Source organism: Spirosoma jeollabukense, assembly GCF_054777855.1.
Genome location: NZ_BAAHAD010000013.1, coordinates 26,954 through 50,483, shown reverse-complemented (window position 1 = coordinate 50,483; position 23,530 = coordinate 26,954). Strand labels below are relative to the sequence as shown.

Here is a 23,530-nt window from a genome sequence, read left to right as displayed (position 1 = left end):
GACGATTTACTTAGTGGTAAAATAGGTCGTATTTTATGAAAATATTGCTAATTGAGGACGAGCCTGGGTTGCTGGTGACCATGCAGCACTATCTGGAAAATGAAAGTTACCTGGTGTCGACAGCCAACAATTTTCGCCAGGCTTCGGAAAAAGTGAATGATTACATCTACGATTGTATTGTGGTGGATATTACGCTTCCCGATGGTAGTGGCATGTCCATTATAGAACAGTTAAAAGAAGCGCATTCGCAGGCCGGTATTATTATTATATCAGCCAAAAATTCCCTGGATGACAAGCTGAGCGGGTTAAACCTGGGTGCCGATGATTACCTAACAAAACCATTTTATCTGCCCGAATTAAATGCCCGAATTCGGTCGTTGATGCGCCGACGTCAGCACCTGGGTGAAACTCAGCTCACATTTGGGGAAATTGCAATGTTCCCAAATCGGAAAGAAATTAAGGTAGCTAATCAACCGGTTGATTTAACGGCCAAAGAATACGCCCTTCTGCTTTTTATGATTACCAATAAGGACCGTTTATTATCAAAAGAGATTATTGCCGAACACGTCTGGGGTGATTACATGGACAATGTGGATTCGCATGATTTCCTCTATACGCACGTCCGAAACCTCCGTAAAAAGCTACTGGCCTGTGGGTGCCCGGATTACATCAAGTCACGCTACGGGGTTGGGTACGTGTTGACCGCTGACGAATGAAACTAGTTCAAAAAACCACCCGCTATATATTTCTGGCCCTACTGCCTTTCGCGTTAGGGGGCGTTTTTTTATTGAATTACTTTATTCATCAAACCATTTCAACTGAGATCGATGAATTACTTCTGAGTGAATTCGAACAGGTAAAACAAAACCTACGTCAACATCCACCCGACGCGACGACTTTGCGTAACTGGGACCACAATCTACAGATTGCAATTGCAACTAACACCAGCACGAGTTCCCCCATTCTGATCGACACTACACTGGTAGATCCTCTCGATAATGAAGTCGTGCGGGTTCGTAAGCTATTGGCTACGTATGCCGTAAAGCAGCAGTATTACGTAATTACGCTGCATCAGCCGTACCTGGAATTTGATGAAATTGCCCACATCTTATCGATGGGGATTATTATCTGTTTTTTAGCGCTGGTCGCTATCTTATTGTTGTTTGAAGCAGTTATTTTACAGCGTATCTGGCGTCCTTTCTACACGATTATCGGCCAATTAATGAAATACCGCATTGATCAGTCGAAACCGGTTACGTTTCCTATCAGTGATGTAGACGAATTTGCTTTGTTGAGCCGGTCGCTTGAGGAGATGACCCGGCGATCGGGTCATCAATACCACCAGCAGAAACAGTTTGCCGACAATGCTTCCCATGAGATGCAGACACCGTTGAGTATATTATCCTTCGAGTTAGACCTGTTGCAACAATCCAGTCAGCTCACCGAAGCCGACTTGAATCGAATTCAGCGATCCCAGCAGACCATTAAGCGCTTATCGTCCATGAATCAGTCGCTTTTGCTATTGACTAAGATTGACAATCAGCAATTTATCCAGAATGAATCGATCAATATTAGCGAGCTGACCAATCAGTTAATAGAAAACTATACTGATTATGCGGCTCATAAAGGGATGGTCTTGAACCGACTCATTACGGATAATCCTAATCGAACAATGAACCGGCAATTAGCCTTTGTCCTTTTTTCTAATCTGATAAAAAATGCCATTCGCCATGGAAGTTCGAACACGTCAATTTTGATTCAGGTTACGGTTCATTCGTTTATTATTACCAATCAAGGCGACCCGCTCCCTTTTCCAGAAGAAGACATTTTCCAACGGTTCGTTCGAAACCAAGCATTACCTCAGTCAACGGGTTTAGGATTAGCCCTTGTTAAAGAAATTGCCAATCAGTACGGAATGACTGTGCAGTATATGTACGATGCCCAGATCCGTCGGCACATAGTTGAGGTCACCTTTTCATAAGCTTTTGATAGACTGATTTGAGTCAAAATTTTAAAATTTAATGTTTCAACAGTTGGTTGTACTTTCTTGAATCAAGATTGAATTCACTTATTTCTCGGCGAACTGCGAGGAGCAGGAATCGGTACTTTAGGTGGTTTATCCACAGGTTTTTCTTTAATCTCGATCTGATGCTGGCTTCGCCCGGTGGCATGCTAGGTATTGGACCCGGGCAAAGCATCGAACTGCGGTATGGGCACTACGTTTGCAGTAAGGGTATGGTGGCTACTAACTTAACGATTTTAGCCATACTAAAATAAAGAGACTAAGTAACGCCTACATTACCCAGTGTCTTGTCCTGATTTTATACGGACGTTTTTTTGAACGGTGGTCGGGTAGGAGAGAAGTAGCGGTAATTGTCCTTTTTTGCGTCCAATAAACCCGTTCACTTTAATAGTTTAGCATTTCTGGTTGTAGTTTGGATTAATTGTACGATTTGTTGACCAGTTTGCCTATGTCAACTTTTTTGTAAAGTAGCTCATTATGTAATTTGATCAATTTTTACCTGTCGATATAAATTTGATTATTTAAATGGATTGAACTCCTCCTTAGGTCCATCTGATGGAGGCATTGAAACCTGCTTTATCAATTCTGCTCGATCTTTGGTAAGTAGTTCAAAATTGTCTTTGGATTGGTAAATTATATTTTGAAGATCTTCCTCGTTTAACTCTAATTGAGTTTCAGGATCAGATGTTTCACTTTCCGAAAGTCTTTCTATTAAAGCGAATTGAAAAGCCCGTCTTTCATCGTCAGTTAAATCATCAGTTAATGATTCAAGCGTTTCTGCGCTAGCTTCAGCTGCTTCTTTTGAAACGGCTAAATTCGGGTTACTGAGGAAAAGTCGCATTTCTCGTTTGTGTAGTTTAATTAATTGACCAACTACCCCAGCTGTATCGGATTCGCTTTCAAAAAAAGGGTGGTAATATTCATCAGGGTCACTAAAGAGTCGATTTAGGGTAGGCAGTATAGGTGATAAAGGACCGCCTGATGGCCATGAGTTTCTTTTTTCCCAAAGCTTTAGTATTAGCTCTTCACATTCTTTGGCGGCACTTTCCTGAATCGTAGCATCAGTAGCTGTTTCGACCCGATCCATTAGTTCCGCTACTCGGTGGGACATCCATCGTTCAAGGACGCTTACATCTTTATGGATACCTAGTTCATGGATTATTCGTTGGCCAAGGCGAGCAACATTGATCCACGGTTTCGAGGCTTCCGTCTTGGCGGAGGATGAGTAAGATGTGTTTTCCATGGTCATAATGATTTCGCTTTTCTCGGGTTGAGTCATGGTAGTTACGTTGTAATCTAACGTCAATCAATAGATCCTGATTGGTTTGGTGCATATACTCAAGCAACTTTTTTCTATTCATCCAGATGCGATGACCCGATGAGTATGGGTTATTTTTGTGGTAACGCTCATTCCGCAGATCATCATTCCATACTTCTCGTTTAATCACAACAGAGTTATTAGCATCTTTGAAGTTAAGAAGCTTATTATCAGCAGATAAGGAAAGTCCAGATACTATTTTATCTGCTGGTATGATAGGCAGTCGGCTTATTTTCCGCAGGCTCCCATCCGTCTCCTCTAGTCCCTCATCAACAGAATCAATTTGTTGAATAATTGGCTCCACTAAAAACTCAGAAGATAAATCAGTTATCCAATCCGCATCTTCATGGTGCTCTTTGAATCCAAATGTTGGAAAAACGAATCGAGATGGCTCACTTAATTGTATCGCACGCATAAAAGATGTAGCCATGTCCGGGTTTACCAGCAAGCTTTCTACATAACTATGACCAGAATAAGTACTGTCGCCAAAATCGTAGTCTCCATAAATGACTATCCAGTCCTCTCGGCCTAATTCCTTAATGCCCATACAACTAAGAAAATCATCGCCTGAGCGTTGTTCCCAGGGGGATGGCATTTTACCCCAGCACTCGGGTCGTAATGGGATAGGGCTTCGAACATCCGCTAACCATCCTTTATTTAGCGAATTTGACAATCGGTCGTCAACCCATTGATCCCAATATGAAATCGTATCGTTATCGGAATAATTTTCCATCAATACACTACACTGATCAACTAACTCTCCAGCCGTACACATAAGGGCATTCAGAGTCAGGTTCATTTTCAGGGACTCGACAGTTGGTTCATCTGTTTTATAATAATATTTTAGGCGGTGTTCATATCGGTTTAGGTAAGGCCAATTCTTTTCGCAATCCTCATTCGTATACCCCCAACGATCACATATCCATTGTTCAGTTAGTACAGCGATGGTATTACTTCCTTGAACAAACACGTCGCCTAATCGTCTAAACCAGTATTCTTCAATATCGAAATGATCAAATTTAAAACGATCAGCTTTTTTCTTGGCGAGATTTAGTTCATCGCCTAACGCTTCATATCGCCGACGGTCGATTAAATATTTGGTAGGCTGGTTTACAAGTTCAATTGCTTCTAATGTTTCTGAAATCAATTGAGGATAAACTTGCTGTAAGCGGAGTATAGTCGAACGGGCAAGTCCTCGTATTTGTATATGCGGAAGCGACTTGTTTAAGGCATGTTTTACAATCTCTTCGGCATATAGAGCAATTTGATCGGGTATTTCAAAAGCTAATTGCTCCAACAACAACAGTAGCCAGACTCTAGCCGACATCCAATAAAAATCATTTTTATCAGGAATCAGTGAGCTGGTGGTGTGTGAAAGCCTTAACAATGTAGCTAGAAGATCGCTTCGCTGTGAGCTATTTGAGTTCATAGTTAAAATGTCTCGCATAGCATGAGCGGCTTGCCATCGTACTCGTTTGTCTGGATAACCAAATAGGTACCAGGCCAATTCAGCCAGATTTTGTATCGGTGGAATCGAAAGTGCCAACGGATCGTCAATCAACTGAGTAAAAGGCAACGTTTTGCCATCATTGATCAATTGCTTCTCCAATCTATCCAATAGCCAGGTTATCAACTCACGTGCTGAGGTATCCTCTAACGTATCGGTTGTGGCCTGAGCAATACGGCACATCATTTCAGCACTTAGATAATGGAGTTTGTCGGCTACACCAGGTAGGAGTAAGGCCGCGCGGGATGAATTGGCCAAAGGCAAACGGCAAACGGATTCCACATGTGAAGGCCATTCTCCTTGATTCGTCAAACGACCTATATTTCTTGAAAAGAAATGTGGCAAACCTGTTATAGCCCATTCATTTACATTATTATTTCGCTGCCAATCTCTAAGAAAAGTTGCTAATAAACTTACCGCAAGATCTTCACGGCTGTCCTGAAACAGTTTTAAATTGCTGATCAGGCTGAGGAAATCAATTCTTTGTGAATATGAAATTCGGTTTCCTAACTCTGTTAAACAGGAAGCTAGTTTTTTTTCTCCTACCTGAAAATACAAATCATCACAATCCTGAAAGGCTTTCAAATTACCTTGAGTTGCTTTTGAGTACCAATCGTTAGCCCTTTTTTTAGCTTCTATTTTATATTCGCTTTCTGGGTCTGTATTCTTGACGGATGGATGCAATGTTGACACAAATGAAAGTGCTTGTTCTAATTGCTTCACTTCATCAAGTTGACTCAGGTTATTCGCATTAGCCCAATCGACTAATTTTTGGATGGCTTCTTGACGAAAGTTAACTGGCGCATCTCGCAACACCCATTGACAGAGTTTTTTAAAAATGTCTTGAATATCACCTTCTCTGTTTGGCCACTTTTCTCGCTTTGAAATATCTAACAATGTCAATGCGTGGGAAGTGTAGTTTCGTCCATCACCCAGTAATCGTAAAAAGGGCACGGTGATGTTCGCTGACCACTGATTCATGGCTGTTGCCCCAGTCAATAAAGGTACTATTGCATCATCTAACGGACAGATATTGCGCATATCCCACCGGCTGCTAAGCCGAAGACCTGCATTTATATTTAATCGTGCTACTGCCTCAATTGTATTTTTTGTAGGTAGTACTATGTCGTCTGATATATATGGCTTATACCCTTCAACTAACGCAGCCTGCTTAGCTCCCAGCTGATGTCCTTCTATAGAATTAAAGCTCGATGTATATCGCCCGAGAAGATGAGCACTGATGCCAAGACGGTAGGCGACCTCGTCGCCAACACCCTGATCAGCAGCCTCTACAGCTCTTCTGTAAAATTCCTGACTGAGATCTCTATCATAGGGGAAAGCAACGATTGAACAATTTAATAATATCTCCCAACGGTCTTCGACTGCTATTGAATCATCTTGTGCATCATCAGCTGCTTTTTCCAGCCAACTCAGCGCAAACTGTTGGTATTCTTCTAAATGCACTATCTCTTTTGCTAAGCGTATCCAAAGTTCACGCGCCTGAAAACGGTTTGTGCAACGTGGTGCTTCTTCAAATAGTCTACTTAATAAATCTCGTTGACCTGGCAGATTCGCTAAGGCAATACCCCCTCCTAATAACCAGTTCCGTTGCTTATCAATAAAATATAGGCGATTACTTTCGTGAAGGGTATGTAAGGCTGTTAGTCCTTCCTCGATTTGCTTACTGATCACTGTTGCATCTGCCGAGCCAACAATCGTTTGTGCCCGTATAGTATATACTGGTAAAACGAAACCTATTTTCTCAACAAATCTTCTTCGGTCGGTGTCGTATCGATCAGGAGTATACGTACCTTTTTTTGTCTCGTCTGTCTGACGGTGCTTCTCAGGTAATAATTCTTCGATCGTTAAAACAGTCTTTTGTAAAGCGGCTTTAAGAGTGACTGACCTTAATGCATAAATAAACTCTTTAAAGTCACCATGCTCTAAAGGTGCTCTGTTTGGAAATGGATGTACCAATTCATTAATGACATCCGCGATTATTGCTTTGTCAACTTTATAACGGGCAAATAGCTCAGCTAAAAGTAATGGCCATTCAGGCTCTTTATCATCTAGAATTGATTGACTAGATCGATCTTCACGTTGAATAAGTTTCTTTTGAATCGCGATCTGAAGACGACGAGCAAGCCTATCAATTCTAGCTTTTTGAATAGTCCGCCCTTCTTCCCAAAGGGCTGCTACAACAATACTTTCGCCTAGCACTGTTAATTTAAGATCAGCTAGACAACGCTCTATAGCGTCATCTTTTAACCTTATAGCAACATTTTTGGTCACTATGGCCAAACTATATAATCTTGCCTGTATGGGCGTCCACCCATTGAGCGATTGCTTGGCTGCTTGTGAACCATAAAGCCAGAAGATTGCTTCTGTTTCATTGGCAATGTCGTTTATAGTTATTCTCTGGTTATACCGCTCATCTTCAGATAATTTCATGTACCGACGAATCCATACCCGCCCTTGTTTGAGATGATCTTCAGCTAATGCACGCTGTGTTTCATCTTTAGCATACGTAGCGGCCAACTTGAAATGCATTGATCCCAACCAGCGAGGTTCATAGCTATTCTCATCATCTCTGTCAAAATAATCAGTGAGGTTACCAGCATTGCCGAAATAGTTCGCTAAGGTTAAATTCGCTAGTACCAGGCTTTTAGCGGCATCATTCGTTCGGGTTGTTTCAGCGGCCAATAAAAGCAATTTAACTCCTTCAGCATCGCGTTTCAATCGAGCAGCTGCCTCTATAGCCAGTTGCAGTCGGCGTCGATAAGTTTTTAGGCGTAGCAGACTATCCGTTATAATATCAAGAGAGGGGCCATTAAGTCCTAATTGGATTAAATCCTCATATCGTTCTGCCTCAACATAATGGTCGGCTACAACTAAAGCTGCATAGATATCAGTTTCTGCTTTTGAGGTAAAATAGTCTGCTAATTGGAAATGAGTTTCTTTAAGAATTTGTACGGTTTCAGTTCTTGTCCGGACATGCGTTTCAAAATCTTCATCACGAAAATTAATCGTTCCCTCTTCAAACACGAGTCCAGGCCGCAATGCCTGACAGAAATTTGTTGCAGCTGCTTCAGAAATGCCACAGGCACCGGCAAAAACGTCTATCGGTATTGGTCGTTGTAGACAGATTAGGGTGGCTAATTGACGATTCGCTTGAACGGGATCAGGCTGGTGTTGAACAGCATCGCGAATTAAGTCTTCAAAAATTTCATCAGGAATTAAATTAGCTTGACGAAAAATATAGAGAAACCTCGTAAAGTCAGTCCCTAGCTTTTGTGCTCTTTCGAGTAAGTACTGTTGGACTCGGGGGTTGTGGCGAGTACGAGTATGAAAAGCTTCTATTGTTTTTTGCTTTGCCGCCGGAAAGACTTGCCTTAAATGGGTTGCTGAAGCGTCAAGCCCAAACCCGTTTAACTCAAAACGTATTGTGTCTTTTGTCGCTTGTAGCGAATCAGCACGGGCAGTACGTGCTGTCATGACCAGTCGACAGTTAGACGGCATATCAAGTTCCCACAAATGAGGAACAAACGATCGCTTTTCGCCCTCTTTTTCCGCTTTCATAACGGAGTTGTCAGCGGCATCAATCATAAGCACTAATAGGCCCCCTGCGGCAGCAACAATTTGGGCTGCCTTGTTCAGACGGTCCTGAAAAGTAGTAAGCTGGTCAAATTGGTTTGAGGGTTGTTTAATCAGATAAGGAATACCTGTTTGGGCTGATAGTTCATTACTAAGCTGAAGCAAGGCTCTCTGTAAGGTGTGCCGACCAGAATTTATTGAATAATAATCTCCGCCACCGTAACAATCATACATAATGGCCTGTGAACCAGCGGGTAAATGGTCCTTAACTTGTTGCACAGTTGTACTTTTTCCTACGCCAGCGACACCATGGGCCAATATACGTTTGTGTTTAATGACTGTCTGTGCTAAGTCCTTAGCCTCTTCTGTTCGTATCAGTTTTTCTGGAAGGATAAGCCAGGATGGCTCAGGGAATAAATCACGTATGGCAAAAATTCCTAGTTCGGCTAGAATGTCCCCAGGGATTAATCCAATTGATTTTTCTTTATCGGGTAAAGCTTCTTTACATACTAAATCGGTTAATTTTAGCAATACATCCTTCCTGTCTCCTGAATTGACAGACATCGCTATTTCCTGCATCATGGTTAGGTGCTGCTCCATTCGTGAGTCTTCACCACAACCACTCAGGTCTAGAACTTGCAGAAAATTAATAAAATCAACTTCTGATAAGTTGAGAAACTCGTGAAGTTTCTCGACGTTCTTCGTAAACGAGACTGGTTTTTTCGGCAGTTTATCAATTAATTCTTGTAGCTTGGTAAATGGCCTAGTTTGAGTCGTAATAATCGACTGGACAGTAGTAAGCCAAGTCTCTAGTTTAGGATCTAAAGGCTGATTACTAACCAGCCGAATTTTTGTCTTCCTGACAATATCAGCTGGTGAAAAACCATTACTTATTAGATCCGTATAACTGGCTGCCAACCGCTGCACAACAGAATCGGTTGAATCGGATGAACTGCGTTCTCGCAATCGACCGAGCGTCCAATCTTTATCTGGATGCCGTGTACTATATTTTAACTGAGAGATGATGACCTGATCCGCTTCGGCAAAATGCTCTCCGTGATAATATTCCGTCAGGTCAGCTGCTAGAAAGTGATCCTCATCAGGGGACAGATTGGCCGTATCGTACTCATGAACGCCCTCCATTTTAACGCAGGTAAGCGAATTGTCTGGAGAAAGCATAGAAATCACTTTTCGCGTCGCCCACAGAACATGAAAGTCGTGTCCTGCATTAGAATCCCGAACACTGGTTGGCTTACGACTTTTCTTTGCTGATTTATCCTTGGTTTTAGGTGTGGTTTTGGTTGCGGTCGATTTTGAAGTCATTCTAGGAAATGGGGTTCTATCTCCTAGTTAATTTACGAAAATTCTCGATTAATTGCTACGGTTCAACTTGCTTACTGCACCACTTTAGTCAACTTTACCTAATTTGATTTTATAAGTAGTACGATCTAGTGTACATTGGTAGAGCTTAATTTTTGCCAATGCCGATTTTTCACTAATGAACTTACTGATATCCATTTTTAATTGTTGAGGGCACTTAGCTCCCAATACAACCCGATCAATACTGTCTATTGGATAGTTGAATAAATAGATTTGATCAACTGATACCTGTTTTATCAAATCAGCTCCCTCGAGTAATTTGATCATTCGCCATTCCTTCTCGTATTTCCAATTGAGACTTTTAGTCAAAAAAATTTGCTGTATCAGTTTAGGGACTGCTGTTGCTTCATCCGCTTCAGGATCGAAGAAGGCAAGGCTTGGCCTTTGCTTAGTATAAATTACTTTCTGCAGAAAATTGGTTTGGTCAAGATCTGATTTTCGTTGGTTAAAGTAGGGATGGTCAGATTTGAAGCCAATGGCGAATCCTTTATGAGAATCAGCATAGTGAGACCACATTAATTCATTGTCAGGCTTCTCAGTTAAGCATAATAGACCAAACTTACTGTTTAAGTCTTTTTGCAGCGTATCCTGATAATGATCTTTTATGCCATCCATATTCAAGCCGACAAAATCGCTAAAGATTGACATCAACAAGGGCTGCGTAGCAGTTAAAGCCTCTTCAGGCTTTGTTACTTTAAGCAGCTGCGCAACCTCTGGAGGTAAGTTATGTTCCTCTATAATTTGGTTAATACCTTGACTAAAATTCGTAAAGAACTCTTTCTCAAAATCGGGCCCAGAAAAAAGTGCTTCACCAAAGGGCGTTATTTTATCCCGCTCAATTAAGGCATCAATATGCGGTGTCACTTCAAATGGATCATTAAATGAGCTTGGCTGCGTGAACCGAAGCATACCATTCGTTAAGGTTTCTAACCTGGATAGGTATTTGTAAAGTATCATATCATTACAAAATGCTTAGGCCAATCCATATACAATTAGAACTAAGTTGGGGTTGAAACTTACATCTGGCCAGCTTAAATATACTACATTTACGGATATAATATGGATACAATACAGATATGACGTTTGAAAATAAACTACAATTTGACTTTGCTAAAATGCAGGAGGTTATCCGTCGGATTGGCGTAATTGATGCGTTTAGAGGAAAGTGGGGGGCAATTGAACAGAAGAACAACCGATATCTACGCGAATTACGACGAGTAGCTACGATTGAAAGTATAGGCTCATCAACGCGAATCGAAGGCGCAATTCTGACCAACGATGAAGTTGAAAGGCTCGTGCGCAATGTGAAGATTACCGAGTTTAAGACGCGCGATGAACAAGAGGTATTTGGCTATTACGAAGCGCTGGACTTAATACTAGATCATGCAAAGGAGATTAACCTATCGGAAGCCTATGTCAAGCAACTGCACGGTATTTTGCTCCGGTACAGCGACAAAGATCAGCGACATCGGGGTAGCTATAAAACACTCTCGAACCAAGTTGTAGCCAATTATCCGGACGGGAGTCAGCGGATAATCTTTAACACAACCGCTCCGCATCTAACAGAGACGGAGATGTATGAGATGATTGAGTGGGTGCGTACTAGCTTAGATAATGAACTCATTCATCCATTAATCATCATTGGATTATTTATCTATGAATTCTTGTCTATACATCCCTTTCAGGATGGAAACGGTCGTTTATCGCGGCTGATGACCACGCTGCTATTATTAAGAACAGGGTATGATTTTGCTCAGTATGTATCATTTGAAAATATCATTGAACAGCGAAAGGCCGACTATTACCGAGCGTTAATGGCTGGCCAACAATATCGTAATACGGATAAAGAGGTGATTAGTGAGTGGATAATATTCTTTCTAGACTGTTTGTTAACATTGGCTAATCGTCTGGAGAGTAAATATGCATTGTACAAGGATAAGGGAGGATACCTAAATGACCGTCAGCAGCAAGTACTAGCTGTATTGCAAGATCACCAACCAGTCAAGATTAGTGATTTGGCAGCCCTGTTACCTGATATATCCATAAATACATTAAAAAAAGATTTATTATATATGGTGCAACAAGGCATAATTGAACGAATTGGTGAATTAAAAGCAACAGTTTATTTAGTAAAAAATCGCACATAAAAATTAATTAGAGATATAAGTATCGTTCTTAGCATCAAGGATCCTATGAGCAAGTCTAGCAAGCATCATTATCTACCTCAATTCTACATTAAGGGCTTTACTAATAATGAAAAGCAACTATATATATACAATAAGAAAAAGGATACTATAAGTCAAAGGCCGATTGCTCCTGGAGGAATATTCTATGAGCTTGATGCCAATACAATTGAATTGCATGGCGAAGTAAGTTATGAGTTAGAGGATGTATATTATCGTGATATTGATAATAAATTTTCAAAAACTATTGAAATATTTCGTAATGAAAAGAATGCGGAGACTCTTTTTATAGAAGAAAATAAGATTGCAATTTCGTTGTTTTTTATTTCTATATTTTGGCGTATACCGACAACAAGGTATTTGATAAATAATCTTGTCCAAAACGCAGATTTGACCTTTACATCAAAGAACACGTCTTTATTTCTTAATTTAATTGAAAATAAAAATTACAAAAAGGATCCTTCTTTTTTAAAAGTAGCTAAAGCGGCATTGCTTTTTGAGAGTGTGTATAAACTATCGGGTCCTCCTAAAGAAACAGCCTATTATAGAATAACGGATTTTCCCGAAAAGACGCTATTGTTGGGAGATTATCCGATGCTCTATAGTGAATTTCCTAAAAGTTTTAATGATCTTTATTACGCTGATCATATTTTTCCTGTGAGCGCGACAAGGATTATTACGAGAACAACACGTGAACTGAAACCAATGAGCATCGAATCACAGATACCTATAAATTTGGCAATAATTAATCAATCCTCAACGTATATAGCATCGGCAAGCCTTAAGTTTTTAACAATGATGATTGAATATTATAAAGGCCTTAAGGTACTTGGTAAATTAAATACTGAATTGGAAAAAGTCTTTGATTATATGAAATAGGGTTATATAGCCATTTTTCCAATCGAAGACTTTTGTTAAATTTTTTACTCCAATTAAGAGTGAAATTAATATATATATAAAAGAATCAATGAAATAACTTTTTACAAATCAATTATGGCCTGCTCGTCTTTTAAAAATGTCAGCTCAACTTCAATATCAGAAGATTGAATTGAGAAACTTTCTAAATGCATACTAAATAATAATTTTTCTGTACTAGTATGGCTATTGTTTTCCTTAGCCTTTTTTAAGATAGTTTGCAATGAAACATTTGAATGTTTTAAAATATACAGAACTCTATTCCAAGTGTATAAATCAACAATAAATACATTTTCAGGCGGCAAAGGATTATAACCAACAATATCTCCATATTGTGTAATTCCAACTTGATATAAATCTCTAAAATCACTCCAGAACAATTCTTTATATGTCAATATGACGCCCCATGCTTCTGTATTTGGCGATAAATTGCGTGCAGCGGTTTGCAACTGTTTGAAATATGCTTTAAGGAGCGACTCCTTGAGGGATTTGAACAATATAGTATCTGTAGGATTGACAGCTGCATAAGGCTGAAGTTCAGTGGCTTTGCACTCAAAAAATATATTCTCGTTCTCTAAATAGAAGTCAACGACATTCGAACCTTTACCTAATATTTTCCTCAAAGAAGTTTCATTCTTAAAAACAATATTTAAATCTTTTAATGACAACTCTATATACTTTTCAATTCGACCACCGAATTCAGTTGTAAAGTCTTCATCGCGTAAAAAATCGTATATATAATAATCAAGGACGTATTTTAGCAGGCCATGATTCACTAAATAACAATTACCTTTATAAAATAGGAAAGGAAATCTAGTGAAAAAAGAAAGTCCTAGTGGTTGTATTTCTAAATTCCTGATTTCAGTTTTAGTAGATATTGAGCGTTTATCTTTTGAAGAGAAATTTACAGTTAATAGATCAAAGAATGACTCAACAGCTTTTTCTGATGTATACTCACGCAGCACATGTAATAATTCAGGAAGTAATCTATTGCGGAATATATATTTATGTTTGATGGAACTTTCAGAAATGTAAACAAGATTTATTACATAAACAATTCGTATAAATTCTTGAATAGTTAATCCGGCTTTTTTCTTAAAAGCTTGTTCAATATCATAATTACCATTTAATGTACAAAAAAGCTTTAGTTGAGATAAGATATCGCTAGTATAAACGTTTCGTTGTAAGTAAAACTGTTGACTATATAAAATCTGAAATGGTTTAAAGGTTTTATCTTCTTTAAAAAATCTTCCAACATGCTCATCACTTACTTCTGTTATTCCATTAAACAATGTCTTAAATCGGCTGCTTGTAAGCTCCTTTAACTTGGATTTGCTACCTGCAAATTCATATGCCCATCTCATTAATGTAAATAGACTCCAACTGGGAAACTTCGAAGTAAGCAATTCATCTTGAATAAGTGGAAGACATTGATCCATAATTGCTTCCAACGTATATTCTCGTATGCGATTTCGTAAATAGTTGGCTGTGTATAGCATTGTAAAAACAAAAACGACCTATTTCAAATAAAATCAATGCAGTAAGATTAATTTACTTAAAGTATTCATTAATGATTGCTGTCGATTTTTCGTAAATTTCTCCATATTTTATTGTTGAGTTGTTTTTTAGCTTTTGACTAATAATAAAATGTTCCACTTCGCTTAATTCATACTCTATCACTCCGTATCTTTGTGCGATATTTTCCACCGTGTCCTTTCCCCAGATATCAATAGCGTTTCCATCATGGTCTATGGCAAAACTATGGACATAACCTGGTTGACTAAAACCGAATAGATCACTGTATTTTTTAGCAATTAGTGCTACAGGTTTGTAATTTTTTAAATCACTTAGTGCATTTGCAAAAGGATTGCAGTGCCCGAAGGTAAAATTAGCTGCAATATGTGCAGGGACATTAGGATCTTGTCTTTTAGGGATTTTCCTTAAAAAGTCTTTATTAGCAATAATCATTTTTTGAGCTGTGATTATTCTGTTTTCATCAGGCTTTACTCTCAATGGTAAACTGAATAATATGCTTTCGCCATAATATCTTGTTGCAATACCGCCATGATTTGCTCCTCGTTTTTGAGCTAGTGGTTTAATAATGTTCTTTGTAAAAGTTGCAAGAGACTGCTTGCCTTTGAAATCATATATTTGATTGGCGTTATTGCCGACATATACACGTAAAGATTTCATGTTTTCAGCGACTTCTTTATCGTTAGTAGGCGTCCACCAATCAACGTGTAACAACTAGCCAGTAATTCTGCTTAAAGCAATTGCAAAATTTACTCCATCAGTAACTTCCCAATCTCGAAGAATGTAATCTGGAAACTGTGTAGTTTTCTTTAATTGTTTTGCCATAGAAACAGGGGTCTCTTAAAAAATACCTATGAAAAGGATAACTGAATTATTGTTGGGAGGCAAAACTAGCCCATTAATTCAATAACCCGTTTTACCTGCATGACATGGAAGGGTTTACCACGACGAGTGCGAAATCCATTGGTATTGAGTGTCTCAGCGATCTGACTCCAGTTCTGACCCGCCTGCCGTAGTGAGCGGGCCAATGTAGCGGCCCTTCGATTGTTTTCATCTTGACGAGCATTGGCCTGACGAATCTGACGGCTTTTTAGGATAGCAGCTTCCGTTAAATTTTGGGGATTGCCCAATTGAGTACCCTGACGCTTCTTTTCAGCAAGGGCCTTACGAGTACGTTCGCCGATTAATTCTCGCTCGTATTGAGCCATGGTGGCCATGACGCCGATAGTGAGCGTATTGGCTTCGGGCATATCGGCACAGACAAATTCAATACCTGAGTCTCGAAGGGTAAAGATAAACGCAACGTTCCGGGTCAGCCGGTCCAGCTTAGCAATTAACAGGATTGCTCGTTGCTCTTTACAGTAAGCAATAGCAGCCAGCAGTTGAGGCCTGTCGTTTTTCTTACCTGACTCAACGTCTGTAAATTCTCCCACAAGCACTCCGCTACTTCCTAGATATGTATTGACAGTTGAGCGTTGGGCTTCTAGGCCCAAGCCACTTCGTCCCTGTTTCTGGGTTGATACCCGGAAGTAGGCTACGTAGGATCGCTGCATCATTAGATCAATATATTGATAGTTTGTGTCCAAAATAATGTTCCACGGCACAAAAACTAAGATTCATGGCTTAAAGATACTCAATTTAACATTTATTGAACGTACATTTAAGCCTTGTAAAGTAAAGAAGAAACTATATTTTTGAGCAGACAAAGCAAAGAAGTTATGGTTTACCATGAAGTTCAGTTTCTCACACCCGTTCAGGGGGAGTGGATCAGCGTCAACGGATTTGATGACTCGACCGGGGCACTTTTACCCCTTTCCGACTCGGCCGAGCAATTGAGCTTAGGAGAAGCCGAAACCAGACTAATGGAGCTCTCCAAGAAATACCCCTTTCTGACCTTCCGGATTAATAAAGTAATTCTGTAAGGTGATGGCCAAGAAATCAATCCCTGCCCTGGTTAGTACAGGTCTTACTAAATACGTTGCTTACTACCGGGTATCGACCAAAGCACAGGGTGATTCGGGATTGGGATTGGAAGCACAACGAACGGCGGTGGCCGGATTTATTAAAGGGGTCATCCTGGCGGAGTATACCGAAGTTGAATCGGGTAAGAATAACCAGCGCCTTCAATTGGCAGAAGCTATTAATAGAGCCAAGAAAGAGGGGGCAATTCTGGTCATTGCCAAATTAGATCGACTTAGCCGCAATGCCTCGTTTATCTTTACCCTTCGGGATTCGGGGGTTAACTTTCAGTGCGTCGATTTGCCCGATGCCAACACCCTCACCATTGGCATCTTTGCCTCACTGGCTCAACATGAACGGGAATTAATCAGCGCCCGTACCAAGTCGGCTTTAGCGGCTAAGATTGCCCAGGGGGCTAAACTGGGTAAACCGGAAAATCTAACAGCCAAGGGTCAGCAGAAAGGCGGGGAGACCACCCGGCGTAATGCGGTAGCTGACCCGGCCAACCGGCGGACCTTATCTGTCGCCGATATGATGTTCAAGGCTGGCAAGAACTATTCTCAAATTGCCGACTACCTCAACCAGTCAGGCTTTCAAACCGTACGAGGTTGTACTTTTCAGGCCACTCAGGTCATGCGCTTACTCAAGCGACTACAACAGACCGGATAGGGCTGGGCCCCTAGTTTAAGTTGTACTGATCCCCTAAAAGTGAGCCAGTGAAAATAGAGGGAAAACTTGAATTTCACTAGTAAACAAAGGAGAATGAAGCAGGTAACGATTCACTGAATCGCAGATCGGAGCGAATGTTCGGGCGTCCCGGTCCCAAACAGCAAAATGTCGGTTAAACCGTCTTGTAAATTATAACTGGCGTGCTCTAGATTTATCGGCGATTGCGTAGGTAGGGAAAGCTAGTGAATCATAAGTGGGTCAGGCGCTTGTATAAAAAGTTAGAATTAAGTTTACGGTGAAGAACTAAAAAATGACTACCGGATGCCGTCCGTAAATTGCTGCAATTCAAACTCGCATCCATCTAACTAAGATCAATTCACCATATTATGTTTCATCAAACGTCCTAATAAAATGAGATCACTAGATACATTAACTAAACAAATCATAATCTTCGCAGCTGCTATTTCAGCGGTTTTGCTAAGCTTAAGCGTATTTATATACACTACTCAGCAGGTGACAGCTCAGATACCTCAGCCAGCACAGCCCAGCATAACGGGCAACCCCGTGCTCGTTGGATTGGGGGTAGATACGGATTTTGTTTATTACGCTATTAAATCCCCAATACCACCCGTCGTACCTGGTATCCCGAGCACAGGAAGCAGGTATCTGATGGTTAAAGTCTCGAAAAAAGACGCTATCCCAAGAACTGGAGCCTCAAAAGAAGATGCACTAGCAAAAGCCACGTTAGCATCCGTGGAAAATTGAGCTGTTCATTCCGCTTTCCTTTCGAAGGGCTGGCTACAATTAGGCCAGTAATGATAGGCTGCCCTGGATCTATCTCCTGATCGTGGCCAGGATGAAATTCTCACAGCTCCTTCATCTTTGGATGTGATTAAAAAACACACAGTCAACCCGTGACGGTTTTTGTAGTATTTTTTAATCACACCCAGCACTCTATTTTCATTTTGGTCCGGCTGCTTCGGCTGTCCGACTGGATGGCCGCGCCACGGTGGCCCCGTTTTGCTGGAAAGACCTATTCGTTTTTTAGACCTGCGTTTAGAAAATGTAAAATTAGCTTAGATGTGAGTTTGTAGCCTTTTCGAAGGAGCGTTGTGAAAATGTTACAAACCTAAAGAAGTAAATTACGCTTTCAGTATTGATGAGAACGCTTCCCGAATTTGGATATCTTTGACTTATTCACCAACTGGTCTAACATCTTGTCCTATGGGAGTCGCTCAAGAAATCTGGCAAGCTTTCATCGCTGCTCACCCCGAAGTGACCAAAGGACATCTCTCCCTAGAAGAGGTAAACCAGAAGATGACTGCTTTCACCCAAGCTCGCAATCAGCAGCCGCAGCCCGATTTCGAGGGACTCTCCCCTCAGCAGATGCATGTACTGCTGAGCGAGCCGCTGGGCAGCGGATCATGTCTCTCTTTACAGCAGGGACTGACCGATTCATTATTGGATCAAATTCCCTTCTTTGTCTTGATGGAGGTGCTCTATCAGCAGTTGCTCACCCATCAAGCTATCAAGCTAACCCCGAAGGGTAATCTCCCCCTGGCCCTGTGCCGAGAGCTGTATGACCGAAAGCTATTGGTGCAGGATGATATCGAACGAGGCATTACCAAAAAGATTTCGGAGGATAATGTTCCCTTTCTTCAGGCGCTTAAAGTCTGCCTTTCGCTAAGTCCCTATGCCAAGAAACAGCACAATACCCTCCAGCTGACTAAACTGGGTAAACAGGCGATGGACCAGCATCGAGCTTTACGCTTCCGGCAAGCACTCCAGGATTATACCCTTCGTTTTAACTGGGCTTACCTGGATGATACCCAGACCCAGGCAGGTCAGTTCGGTTGGGCTTTTTCCCTCTACTTGGTAGATCGGTACGGAAGCGAATGGCGCAACACGGATTTTTATGCGGCTAAAGTTCAACAAGCTTTTCCTCATCTACAGGAGCCGATACCCTCTGGTCGGCTGTCAAGTTACTGGTTAGAATTTGAGCGGATATACCGCTGGCGCTTTGTTGAGCAGTTTGGGAGTTGGTTTGGCTTACTTTCCCTTAAGAAAGAGCCCCAACGGGGCTATTATCCCGACCCGCTGTTAATGAAGAAAACAGCGCTACTTAACCAGCTTTTCCAGTTTGCGGGTTAGTCAGAAGAAACAGAGAGGGTGGCAAAAAGTGTGTCTTAACCTCATCGGTTTCCACTCAGGACAAGACCGCTACAATTATTCGTAGATGTCGCACGAACTCATCTCTACGGTGAGAATAAGCAGTTGATTAATGAGACGGCAATCGCTCCGGCGACCCGGTTGAGATTACTAAAAATGTCCGGGTGTAACTTCTGAGATAAAGACAGGCTGTGTTGGACAAACGGGCGTTAATTGAATAAGTAAATAATATTTTGATAAATGTACAAGACATGGATCCTACCCGTCACCAGTCAATACTTTAGTGCATACGCTAGCGGGCTTGGTAAGGCTACCATTTCTACGACCCTAAGACTCGGATTTGATATAAACCCATTCGCTCTAATTCCTGATTTCACGTTTGTTCAGAACCTAATGTATCCAGTGAAAGTAAATTGATATAGGCATCAGGGCGAGTAGTAATGGTACAATTATTGAAAACATGGTCCCGGTAGAGGCAATCAGGGAGTTGTATTTTATGTGGTTCAAACCCAACGATTGAAAGGCGCTTTTAAATCCATGTAACAGATGCCAAAATAGGGAAAAACAGCCAAGTGTATATATGATCACTTCTATAGGATTATGAAACGTTTCCAACATCATGTCATAAAGCGGCAGCTCCTCATTATATAGAAACTGATTTGTGCGATTAGGTATCCAGAAATTCGAAGTATGAATTACTAGAAACAGTAAGATCAGTGTTCCTAATAAAGCCATACTCCGACTATACCAGGCACTGTTCGTAGATGCTTTTTGTACTGCATACCGAACAGGGCGTGCTCTGCGATTTTGTTTCCAGAGCAATACGCCCTGAACAATATGAATTAAAAAGCCAACTATCAAAAAAATCTCGATTGTACGAATGATTGGATTGGTGGCAAAAAAATGAGCCCAGTGGGTGAATGTTTTACCGCCATCGTTATAGAAAATCAGTGCATTGATAGCACAGTGAACGATCAGGAAACTGATAAGAAATAAGCCAGTCAGGGCCATTACTATTTTCTTACCAATAGAACTTGTTAACAATTGGTTGATCCAGCTCATAAGATTTTCGGGTGGGTATGATAAGTAGTACCAAATTTTTTTTAAATCCGTTGGATGGATCCTTAGCTCCCTGGTATGCACTTGAAAGGGCGAAAGTGTTTGTAAGGCTGTTACGTTTTGACAGGGCGAATTAATGAATGCCGTCAAAGCAAGCACACAAAGGAAGATGCATTCTATAAAGTCAATTGGAGGAAAAGAACGGCCTTTCCGGGCATAAATGATTTCTTATAGAAGACATCCAGTATTAGACCAATTAATGATACCACTTCCTTGATCCACCGTACTTAACACTTGAGTTGGCGTGTGACGTAAATAATGCTGGATCAATGGGATTATTTTAGCCTGAGTCAATTTTCCAATAATCCGGTGGGTGCCTATAAATAGGGCAGGGGCTTTTGTTATGCCAGCCGTTATGCCCCCTTCTATATCGGCCTGAACAGATGCTTTTAGCGTTTCATCGTGTAAATCATCTAAGAACCTATCCAACTGCAAACCAACGTCAACCGCTAGGCTGGACAGGGTGTTCGATGTGCAGGTTAAGCCATGAGTGAACAGGACTTGGTGCATCGGCCAAAACTTTCCTTGCCGCCGAGCCGCTTCAGCCGAAAACGCCAAGTACAGCGCCTGCGGACTATCTAGATTCGGAAAGTGCCGGAATGTATGTCGAATTGGTTCTCCAAAGTCAGGTAAACTGTTTTTAATTACAAGTTGAAGCGCTTTGCAACGAGCGTCGGTATAATCGCCGTACTCAACCAACTCAAGGATGTTGCCAGACCCCTGATCAGAAGCAGGCGCGTATTGGTTGGTTATCCTAAGTTCCGTCGTCATAATGGTACATCTTTCTGCCTTGTCACCTGAAAATTCATCTCTCGGTTTACTTTTTTATGATGGCTACCCTATTCTGATTCATCATGATCTTATGAATGATCCAATGCGATTAGACAAATCAGGCAAGGTTGCACACGGGTATTTAAACTCCCCTTGCCTGATTTGACTGCAGCTATAACCCTAGGTGGGCTATAGGTATCCATTAAGTCTATCCAAATTGGCCGACCATATAACTACCTGGTGTATTAGGGAAAGCAAGATTTATACGGTTCCAGGTGTTAATATTTGATATAGCCAGCGTTAGGTCAATTAACTCTTCTTCGGAGAAGTGCTCAATAGCCTGGTTATAAACAGAATCAGGAACATCACATTTTGTGACTGCCTCGGCCCAGCTTAACGCTGCTCTTTCCCGTTCAGTATAATAGGGAGTTTCTCGCCAGGAGTTTAATCCATACAGTCGTTGTTCAGATTCACCTTTTGCCCGGGCTTCCTTGTAATGCATATCAAGACAGTAAGCACATCCGTTTATTTGAGAAACTCGGACATCAATTAGCTCCTGAAGGCTGGCTTCAACTGAAGATTTTTTCAGGTAACCACCCATTCCGAAAAGCGGTTTGAGGGCATTTGGTCCTTTTTCGAAAACGTTTAATCTATTTTCCATCTTATTAACTTTTTAATTGTGTTGAACAGTAATAAATTATGAATTGAGGTTTTGTTGGAATTAACATTCGGTCATAAACCGAATGCCAGCTGTTACTGCTGGGAACATTTATTTAATGTTCGTTAGGTGAAACAGGAAAAACGTGAGGCAATACGTGACGCGTCAGAGGGGTAATCCTCTGCAATCGATGTACCATTTCATTAACCACCAAGCTTCAGCTTCTCTAGCCTAAAACCAATATGAAGGGGTGAGCCATATGCTAATTTATTATGCAGTTTTACGGGATTCTAACATCCCAATCAAACTAACGATTACCTATAAACGTTATCGGGAAATCAGGTTACTGATAACGAAATAAGTGCTAAACTTCGACCGGTTTTACTGCATTATAAACTCGGGTCTCTCTATTTTCCGATCGGAATATCATTCGCAATGCCTGATCCCTTGTCAGATAAGCAACGATCCAGTTATAAAGGGTTTTGATGATGTTATTGTAATTTACTAATGAAATTAGGTGGATAAAAAGCCAACTCGTTAGACCCAATAAACCGCCTATATGAAATTTATGCTTGAACAAATCAGCGTAAGCGTGTCTTCGCCCTATAATCGCCATTTCTCCCTTGTCAAAATAGCTAAAAGGCTTCATTGGCTTCCCTTTTGCATATAATAACAAATTCTTTGCCAAGGCTTTACCTTGCTGAATAGCAGGTTGCGCAAGTTGCGGATGTCCTGCCGGATAATGAATGTCTGTAAACTGGACACTGATATCTCCGATGGCGTACAGGTTATTGTAGCCCAAAACCCGATTGTACTGGTCGGTGATCATTCTGTTACCTCTCCCTATGCTGCTGTCTGCTATTCCTTCGAAACTATTGGCTATGACCCCGGCCGCCCAGAGCAACGTTTTTGCTTCGATTACTTCACCGGTTGATAAGTAAACTTTATCATTTTCAAATAGGATGACTCGCGTGTTCAATTTTACGTGTACGCCCATCTGAGTAAGCGTTTTGTAAGCAGCCTGATGGGTTTTCTCACTCATCGGAGCCAAAAGATAGGGAGAGGCATCTATAAGGTAGATTTGGGCCAATTCCTTATTAATTCCCGGATAATCTTTACCCAAGATGTATTCGTTCATTTCGGCCAGCATACCGGCAATTTCTACGCCGGTTGGCCCACCACCAGCTATAACGACTGTTAGCAATTTTTTCTTTATCAGCGGATTACTTTCCAATGATGCCATTTCAAGGGTTTTAATCAATTCGTTACGCATATGAAGAGCATCATCAATCCCTTTCAGAGAAAAGGCATGTCGCTGAGTGCTTTCACTGCCCAAAAAATTAGTCCTCGAACCAGCCGCAAAAACCAGAATATCATAGCCAATCTCACTGCCATCTGTTAACGACAATGTATTCACATCCGTGTTTACCTTTAACAGAGTACCCATTCTGAAGTTCAAGTTCTTCCCTCTGAAAATTTTTCGGAATGGGTAACTGATGCTCGAAGGTTCTAGAAAACCAGTAGCAACCTGATAAAGCAAGGGAGTGAAATAATTGTAATTGTTCTTATCGATCAATGTAATCTCGTAGAACAGATTGTTGAACAATTGCTGACATAAACTAAGGCCTGCAAAGCCTCCGCCAACAATGACAACGCGTTTTTTAGCTGGACCAATGGTGCTCATATCAGTTAATGGTTTAAGCTTGATTTGACTCTCGCTCATTGATACATG

General features: G+C 41.0%; 18 protein-coding genes. 8 read left to right on the top strand and 10 right to left on the bottom strand.

What is annotated here, in order from left to right:
• Nucleotides 1–35: 35 nt before the first annotated feature.
• A complete protein-coding gene (locus ACYVEA_RS29690; RefSeq protein ID WP_461117001.1) occupies nucleotides 36–716 on the top strand; it encodes a response regulator transcription factor in 681 nt (226 codons plus the stop codon).
• Nucleotides 713–1,981 carry a sensor histidine kinase gene (locus tag ACYVEA_RS29685; protein ID WP_461117000.1) on the top strand — a complete coding sequence of 423 codons (1,269 nt, stop codon included), beginning with the start codon at nucleotides 713–715 and terminating at the stop codon, nucleotides 1,979–1,981. Before ACYVEA_RS29690 ends, ACYVEA_RS29685 begins: the two co-directional genes overlap by 4 nt.
• 559 nt (nucleotides 1,982–2,540) lie before the next feature.
• On the opposite strand, the gene ACYVEA_RS29680 is transcribed toward ACYVEA_RS29685, so the two are convergent.
• From ACYVEA_RS29680 to ACYVEA_RS29670, 3 genes are all read right to left on the bottom strand, one after another.
• Entirely contained in the window at nucleotides 2,541–3,110 is a 570-nt protein-coding gene (locus ACYVEA_RS29680; RefSeq protein WP_461116999.1) for a hypothetical protein, read from the bottom strand.
• Nucleotides 3,111–3,174: 64 nt separating this feature from the next.
• Complete coding sequence (locus tag ACYVEA_RS29675; RefSeq protein ID WP_461116998.1) at nucleotides 3,175–9,765, bottom strand: ATP-binding protein; 6,591 nt, start codon at nucleotides 9,763–9,765, stop codon at nucleotides 3,175–3,177.
• An 84-nt stretch (nucleotides 9,766–9,849) separates the two neighbouring features.
• Nucleotides 9,850–10,731, bottom strand: coding sequence for a DUF2971 domain-containing protein (locus tag ACYVEA_RS29670; RefSeq protein ID WP_461116997.1), 882 nt, complete (start codon nucleotides 10,729–10,731; stop codon nucleotides 9,850–9,852).
• 167 nt (nucleotides 10,732–10,898) lie between these two features.
• Between ACYVEA_RS29670 and ACYVEA_RS29665 the strand changes: the two genes are divergently transcribed.
• Together ACYVEA_RS29665 and ACYVEA_RS29660 are read left to right on the top strand one after the other, a co-directional pair.
• The gene (locus ACYVEA_RS29665) at nucleotides 10,899–11,969 is read left to right on the top strand and encodes a Fic family protein (protein ID WP_461116996.1); all 1,071 of its coding nucleotides are present in this window, start codon (nucleotides 10,899–10,901) and stop codon (nucleotides 11,967–11,969) included.
• A 45-nt stretch (nucleotides 11,970–12,014) separates the two neighbouring features.
• Nucleotides 12,015–12,884, top strand: a complete 870-nt coding sequence (locus ACYVEA_RS29660; protein ID WP_461116995.1) for a DUF4238 domain-containing protein — start codon at nucleotides 12,015–12,017, stop codon at nucleotides 12,882–12,884.
• A gap of 101 nt (nucleotides 12,885–12,985) precedes the next feature.
• Here the strand turns inward: ACYVEA_RS29660 and ACYVEA_RS29655 are convergent, their stop codons facing one another.
• From ACYVEA_RS29655 to ACYVEA_RS29645, 3 genes are all read right to left on the bottom strand, one after another.
• Nucleotides 12,986–14,371 (bottom strand): hypothetical protein, encoded by a 1,386-nt coding sequence (locus ACYVEA_RS29655; protein ID WP_461116994.1) that lies wholly within the window; start codon nucleotides 14,369–14,371, stop codon nucleotides 12,986–12,988.
• A gap of 100 nt (nucleotides 14,372–14,471) precedes the next feature.
• Complete coding sequence (locus ACYVEA_RS29650) at nucleotides 14,472–15,113, bottom strand: hypothetical protein (protein WP_461116993.1); 642 nt, start codon at nucleotides 15,111–15,113, stop codon at nucleotides 14,472–14,474.
• A 230-nt stretch (nucleotides 15,114–15,343) separates the two neighbouring features.
• The gene (locus ACYVEA_RS29645) at nucleotides 15,344–16,009 is read right to left on the bottom strand and encodes a recombinase family protein (RefSeq protein WP_461116992.1); all 666 of its coding nucleotides are present in this window, start codon (nucleotides 16,007–16,009) and stop codon (nucleotides 15,344–15,346) included.
• A 162-nt stretch (nucleotides 16,010–16,171) separates the two neighbouring features.
• On the opposite strand from ACYVEA_RS29645, the gene ACYVEA_RS29640 reads away from it, so the two are divergent.
• The 4 genes from ACYVEA_RS29640 (at nucleotide 16,172) to ACYVEA_RS29625 (ending at nucleotide 19,232) form a co-directional block, all read left to right on the top strand.
• Nucleotides 16,172–16,375 carry a hypothetical protein gene (locus tag ACYVEA_RS29640; protein WP_461116991.1) on the top strand — a complete coding sequence of 68 codons (204 nt, stop codon included), beginning with the start codon at nucleotides 16,172–16,174 and terminating at the stop codon, nucleotides 16,373–16,375.
• Between the two features lie 4 nt (nucleotides 16,376–16,379).
• Nucleotides 16,380–17,081, top strand: a complete 702-nt coding sequence (locus tag ACYVEA_RS29635) for a recombinase family protein (RefSeq protein WP_461116990.1) — start codon at nucleotides 16,380–16,382, stop codon at nucleotides 17,079–17,081.
• 411 nt (nucleotides 17,082–17,492) lie between these two features.
• Nucleotides 17,493–17,846, top strand: a complete 354-nt coding sequence (locus tag ACYVEA_RS29630) for a hypothetical protein (RefSeq protein WP_461116989.1) — start codon at nucleotides 17,493–17,495, stop codon at nucleotides 17,844–17,846.
• A 459-nt stretch (nucleotides 17,847–18,305) separates the two neighbouring features.
• Nucleotides 18,306–19,232, top strand: coding sequence for a hypothetical protein (locus ACYVEA_RS29625; protein ID WP_461116988.1), 927 nt, complete (start codon nucleotides 18,306–18,308; stop codon nucleotides 19,230–19,232).
• Nucleotides 19,233–19,640: 408 nt separating this feature from the next.
• Here ACYVEA_RS29625 and ACYVEA_RS29620 read toward each other — a convergent pair whose 3' ends face one another.
• The 4 genes from ACYVEA_RS29620 to ACYVEA_RS29605 form a co-directional block, all read right to left on the bottom strand.
• Entirely contained in the window at nucleotides 19,641–20,312 is a 672-nt protein-coding gene (locus ACYVEA_RS29620) for a succinate dehydrogenase cytochrome b subunit (RefSeq protein ID WP_461116987.1), read from the bottom strand.
• Between the two features lie 225 nt (nucleotides 20,313–20,537).
• Nucleotides 20,538–21,140: a DsbA family protein gene (locus ACYVEA_RS29615; RefSeq protein ID WP_461116986.1), complete on the bottom strand. Its 603-nt coding sequence runs from the start codon at nucleotides 21,138–21,140 to the stop codon at nucleotides 20,538–20,540.
• Nucleotides 21,141–21,348: 208 nt separating this feature from the next.
• Entirely contained in the window at nucleotides 21,349–21,801 is a 453-nt protein-coding gene (locus tag ACYVEA_RS29610; RefSeq protein WP_461116985.1) for a carboxymuconolactone decarboxylase family protein, read from the bottom strand.
• A 361-nt stretch (nucleotides 21,802–22,162) separates the two neighbouring features.
• A complete protein-coding gene (locus tag ACYVEA_RS29605) occupies nucleotides 22,163–23,521 on the bottom strand; it encodes an NAD(P)/FAD-dependent oxidoreductase (RefSeq protein ID WP_461116984.1) in 1,359 nt (452 codons plus the stop codon).
• Nucleotides 23,522–23,530 lie beyond the last annotated feature (9 nt).